3 protein-coding genes and 2 pseudogenes are annotated in these 3,601 nt (G+C 72.3%); 1 reads left to right on the top strand and 4 read right to left on the bottom strand.

What is annotated here, in order from left to right:
• Positions 1–521 (top strand): annotated as a pseudogene (locus tag KBX53_RS26215) (transposase); the annotation flags it as partial.
• 241 nt (positions 522–762) lie between these two features.
• Here KBX53_RS26215 and KBX53_RS26210 read toward each other — a convergent pair.
• The 4 genes and pseudogenes from KBX53_RS26210 to KBX53_RS26195 form a co-directional block, all read right to left on the bottom strand.
• On the bottom strand, positions 763–1,356 hold the full coding sequence (locus KBX53_RS26210; RefSeq protein WP_007455465.1) for an ATP/GTP-binding protein: 594 nt from the start codon (positions 1,354–1,356) through the stop codon (positions 763–765).
• A gap of 1 nt (position 1,357) precedes the next feature.
• Positions 1,358–1,735 (bottom strand): DUF742 domain-containing protein, encoded by a 378-nt coding sequence (locus KBX53_RS26205; protein ID WP_030329021.1) that lies wholly within the window; start codon positions 1,733–1,735, stop codon positions 1,358–1,360.
• 98 nt (positions 1,736–1,833) lie between these two features.
• On the bottom strand, positions 1,834–2,238 hold the full coding sequence (locus KBX53_RS26200; protein ID WP_030329023.1) for a roadblock/LC7 domain-containing protein: 405 nt from the start codon (positions 2,236–2,238) through the stop codon (positions 1,834–1,836).
• A pseudogene (locus tag KBX53_RS26195) lies at positions 2,235–3,601 on the bottom strand (ATPase); the annotation flags it as partial. The gene KBX53_RS26200 and the pseudogene KBX53_RS26195, both read right to left, overlap by 4 nt.

Raw genomic sequence — 3,601 nt, 5'->3', positions numbered from 1 at the left:
GTGCCGAGCGCGCCCCCGAGCACCGGCCGGCTCCCCCGGTCGAGCACCGGCCGCCTCCGATGGAGCACCGGCCGCCGCCGGTCGCCGACGAGGGCGACGGCGACCTGCTGATCTTCGCGCAGGCCAAGTCGGCCTGGTTCGTCGGGCACGCCGACGAGTCCGACCTGGACTGGTCGACCACCGCCGACACCGGCTGGCAGGCCGCGGAGCAGGCCGCCCGCCCGGCGGTGGGCGCCGAAACCAACGCCGGGCTACCGAAGCGTGTGCCCCAGGCCAACCTGGTGCCGGGTTCCCCGCTGCGCGAGGAGCGCCCATTGCGGATAGTGCGTGATGCGGCAAGCCTCGCCGAGAACACGACCGGCTACTTCCGGGGTTGGCGTCGTGGTCAGGAAATCGGCGGTTTCGCGGTGGGCGGTCGGCCCGGTCGTGAGGCGGCCGGCGGCTGGGACTTCAGCCGCGACCACGGGGACCGCGACGATGACCGCGAGTACGAGTACCGCTCGGCGGGCTACCAGTCCTGATCCTTGTCACCGTGCGCAAGCGCCCTCAGTCAGCTGACTGAGGGCGCTTGTGTGTCTGCCGGAGAACCCCGGACACGACGACGCCGCCTCCTCGACCACCGAAGACCCACGCGCCCCCACCAGGTGGGGGCGGAGAGCGTCCACGATCGTCCAGGAGGCGGCGGAGCGTACGGTGACGCGGCGGGCAGGGTGCTACGCCCGATGGCGGCCGGAGCCACCACCGGGGCGTGCAGCGCCGCGATCAGGCCGGGGCGACAGCGCGCGTACGGCGCATGGTCAGCACGTACTCGACCAGCGAGATCAGCACGTGCTTCGTCGACTCCCGGTTACGGGCGTCGCAGGCCACCACCGGCACGTCGCTCGAGATCGCCAAGGCGTCCCGGACGTCCTGCGGGTCGTGGTACTGCATCCCGTCGAAGCAGTTGATCGCCACCAGGTACGGCAGGCGTCGGTGCTCGAAGAAGTCGATCGCCGCGAAGCAGTCGGCCAGCCGGCGAGTGTCCACCAGCACGACCGCACCGATCGCACCCCGCACCAGTTCGTCCCACATGAACCAGAAACGGGTCTGACCCGGCGTACCGAACAGGTACAGGATCAGGTCACGGTCGATCGAGATCCGGCCGAAGTCCATGGCCACCGTGGTCGTCGTCTTGCCCGGCACCTGCCGGGTGTCGTCGACGCCCACGCCAGCGGAGGTCATGATGGCCTCGGTGGTCAGCGGCGTGATCTCCGAGACCGAGCCGACCAGCGTCGTCTTGCCGACGCCGAATCCACCGGCGATAACGATCTTCGCCGACGTCACGCGGCCGCTCGGGTTCGGCGGGCGGTGCGACATGTCAGAGCCTGCGAAGTCCACTCAGCACCCTCTCCAGCAGTTCAGTGCCCACCGCGTCGTCGGAGTCGTCCAAAATGGTCGGCTCGTGGACCGCGACCAGGCCGTCCGTCGCCATGTCGGCGATGAGCACCCGGGCCACACCGAGCGGGAGCTGCATCCGCGCCGCGATCTCCGCGAGCGACTGCACGCGTCCGTCACACAGCGCGGCGATGTACTGGTGTTCGCGGCCCTGGCCGCCGTTGCCATTGGCAGCGGCCCGGCCGCGCACCGTCGTCTCGACGAGCGCCTCCAGCGCGATGTCGAGCCGGGGACGGGTGCGACCACGGGTCACGGCGTATGGACGGACCAACGCTCCGGTCGGTTCGTCACGATCGGCCATCTCGCCGCTCACCTCCTTCGCACCCGTTACCGGCTCCCACCGGTGAAACCCGTCGTTGTCGTTGTTGCAGTCGTGCCGACCTCACGATCGGCGAAACGTCAGCCCAGCATGCCCGCAGCCGCACGCGGCTGCGGGGTCAACGCGTCGCCCACCCGGTCGACCAGCAGCGCCATCTCGTAGCCGACCTGGCCCACGTCGGAGCTGCGGGCTGCCAGCACGGCGAAGGACGAGCCGTCCGAGATGGACATCAGGAACAGGAAGCCATTGTCCATCTCCACGACGGTCTGCAACACCGCGCCTCCCTCGAAGCAGCGTGCTGCCCCCTGGGTCAGACTGACCAGACCCGACGAGATCGCGGCGAGCTGGTCTGCCCGGTCGCGCGGCAGATCCCGTGACGACGCGAGGAGTAGGCCGTCCGCCGACACGGCGACCGCATGCGCGACGCCGGGCACCCGGTCGGCGAAGTTGGCGAGCAGCCAACCAAGATCCTGCGTAGTTGTCATCCTTCTTGCTCCTTCTGCCCGCTCCCGGCCACCGGGCCTGAGCCAGACTGCGAGGATTGCCCTCCCGGAGTCGCCTCCGGGCTGGTCGGGTTGTCCGAGGTGCTACGCCCTCGCTGCACGCCCCGATGGTAGGCGGAGAGCAGGCCACGGACCGCCTCCGGGGAGCGCCGCTGGACCGAGGTGGTGGGCTTCTCCACCGCGCCGGGCACCAGCTGCGCCATCGGCTTGCGCTTCGGCAGACCGGTCGTGGTGGTCTCGCTCACCGGCGCCGCGCCGGCCGCCGCGGAGGCAGCACGCCAACCGTCGTCGGCAGCGGTCTGCCAGCCGTTGCTCTGCGGTTGGGGCCGGCGGTTCGGCAGGCTCTCGGCGAGGCTCGGGCGGGTGCCCTCGTTCGCTGTGGAGCCGTTGTCCCGCGGCGCTCCTCCGGCCGTCGGAGTGTCTGCCATCGGTGTGTTACCTGTCGTCCCGGGTGCTGTCTTGTGGCCTGCCCGACCGGTGGCCTCGACCGTGGCGAACTGCTGGGTCGCGGAGTCGCCGTTCGTCGCCGGCTGGGCGCCAGCCGCGGTCTCCTCGGAGCCCGGGCGACGGGTACGGAACCAGGCCGACTCGAGCTCCCGGAAGATCGGCAGCTCCATCGTCTCGTCCGCGTACCGCTGGCGGTTCTGTGCCGGTGGCTGCTGCGGCGCCGGCCGAGTCTGCGCAGCCGCGGCGGCCGGGGTCTGCGGAGCCTGGGCCTGCGGGGCCGAGGTCTGCGGAGCCGGCTGAGCCGGGGCCGGCTGCTCACCGGGCCGCGGCACCCGCGGCAGTTCCGTCGTCATGTCCAGCGCGGCGGCGAGCCGCTCGGGCACCGGCGGGGTGGCGGTGTCCCGGTCGCTACCCGGCACCGGCGGCCAGGCCGGCGGCGCCGGAGCGCTGGCCGCCTGCGCGGGCGGCGCGGACCGGGGCTCGAACCCGCTGAACGACTGACCCGAGGCGGGCGGTGCCGAGTAGGGCTGAGCCGAGGCGGGCGGCGCCGAGTACGGCTGACCCGAATACGGCTGGCCCGAGTACGGCTGACCGGACGCCGGCGAGGCCGAGACCGGCGACGCCGACACCGGCGGACCGGCGTACGGCTGACCGGAGGCCGGCGCGGCGGACACCGGCGCGCCACCGTACGGCGCACCCGAGTAGGGCTGCGCGGAGTAGGGCTGACCGGAGGCCGGCGAGGCGGAGACCGGCGCCCCCGAGTACGGCTGTGCGGAGACCGGCGGCGCCGAATACTGGTGCGTTTCGGGGCTGCTCGGCAGCTGACGCGGGATGGACGGCTGCTGGCCGGTCGAAGGCTCGTCCCCGGCCCGGCGCTGCGGCAGCGGGTCGGTCCCCT

Origin of the sequence: Micromonospora sp. M51, from assembly GCF_018070305.1 — a bacterium.
GTDB lineage: Bacteria > Actinomycetota > Actinomycetes > Mycobacteriales > Micromonosporaceae > Micromonospora > Micromonospora parva.
This window is presented reverse-complemented; position numbering and strand designations above follow the sequence as displayed.